Here is a 1,603-nt window from a genome sequence, read left to right on the forward strand (position 1 = left end):
ACTTGCATCTGTTGAATATAAAATGCAGATAAAAAAAGGAAGTTTTATTTTTCAAGAAGGTATGGAAGCAACAGATCTCTATATCATCCACTCAGGAAAAGTACAAATTAGTAAACTAAGTGCTGACGGGCAAGAATTAACACTCCGTATTTGTTCGCAATATGACATTATTGGAGAACTAACATTGTTCACGGACAATGCCAAGTATTTATTAAATTCAAAATGCCTTGAAGATGTTGAAGTAGGCGTTATAAAGCGTGAAGCCTTAGAAAAAGCATTACTCCAAAAACCCGCACTTGTATTTGAATTTATGAAATGGATTAGTGAACATTTAAGAAGAATGCAAACGAAGTTCCGAGATTTAGTATTACACGGCAAAAAAGGTGCCCTATATTCTACTCTCATTCGAATGACAAATAGTTATGGTGTATTAAAAGAAAATGGGATTCTCATCGATTTACCATTAACGAATCAAGAACTTGCAAACTTCTGTGCAACTTCGCGTGAAAGCGTAAATCGAATGTTAAATGATTTGAAAAAAAAAGGTACAATTTCTATTAATAAAGGAAAGATTACAATCCATGATTTACAATTTTTAAAATGTGAAATTGCTTGTGAAGATTGTTCTGCCTCTGTTTGTAGCATAGAGTAGCATCTTATTTAGATGCTACTCTTTTTTCATATTAAGTTACTGGTTATTTTCCTTGTTGCTATCCCCTATATCAAGAAAGACGAGGGCTTCAATTAAACCTCGTCTTTCTTGATATATTACTAAATAGGTATAACGGCATTATTTTTTCAATTCATTAGGAATACGTCTTCTGTAAATAACATAACTACGGCTTAAATATTTAATCGGAGCACTAAAAACATGGACAAGTCTTGTAAACGGCCATACTGCGAAAAGCCCCATCCCTGCAATAATATGAATTTTAAACCATACAGGTACTTCCATCATATATTCAACTTTCGGTTGGAAAATAAAGAGACTACGGAACCAAGGACCGATTGTTGTACGATAATCAAATCCTTTTGAGTCAATATTTAAAAAGGTTGAAGTCAGTCCCGCCAGCATCACAATAAGCAATAAGATAAGCGCAACATAATCTCCTGTTGTACTCGTTGCAATGATACGTTTTACTGTTAAACGGCGATACGTTAATATAATTAATCCAATAATAGAGGCAATCCCTGCCGGAAGTCCGAAGCTAATCGCTACTATATGATACATATGCTCAGAAATACCTATTGAGCGGTATATGGACTCTGGAATTAATATCCCCATAACATGACCGCCAATTACGAACATTATCCCAAAGTGGAATAATAGACTTCCGATCCGGAGCATTTTCTTCTCTAATAGTTCGCTAGATTTTGATGTCCAGCCAAATTGATCATAGTTGTATCTGAAAATGTGTCCACCAATAAAGATTGCAAAAATGATATAGGGAAACAGCACCCATAAAAATTGATCCATCATTTTGACAACACTCCTTTCTAATTCGTCTGTACTCCCCATGCATCGATAGCTAGGAGAACGGCTGCAAGAATTGGTTCGTGCATACAGTTTGCTTCTTTTAATTGCCCGTGCAGTGCTTGTATA

General features: G+C 35.2%; 2 protein-coding genes and 1 pseudogene. 1 reads left to right on the top strand and 2 read right to left on the bottom strand.

Annotation, left to right across the window (positions count from 1 at the left end; all coding sequences use genetic code 11):
• Positions 1–652: Crp/Fnr family transcriptional regulator (locus tag AC1DTM_RS25645; RefSeq protein ID WP_477001207.1), on the top strand; the 652-nt coding region annotated here is incomplete at its 5' end.
• Between the two features lie 138 nt (positions 653–790).
• On the opposite strand, the gene narI is transcribed toward AC1DTM_RS25645, so the two are convergent.
• Positions 791–1,480: a respiratory nitrate reductase subunit gamma gene (gene narI / locus AC1DTM_RS25650; RefSeq protein WP_002148403.1), complete on the bottom strand. Its 690-nt coding sequence runs from the start codon at positions 1,478–1,480 to the stop codon at positions 791–793.
• A 17-nt stretch (positions 1,481–1,497) separates the two neighbouring features.
• Positions 1,498–1,603 (bottom strand): annotated as a pseudogene (locus AC1DTM_RS25655) (nitrate reductase molybdenum cofactor assembly chaperone); the annotation flags it as partial.

The organism is Bacillus sp. P4_D3, from assembly GCF_056401855.1.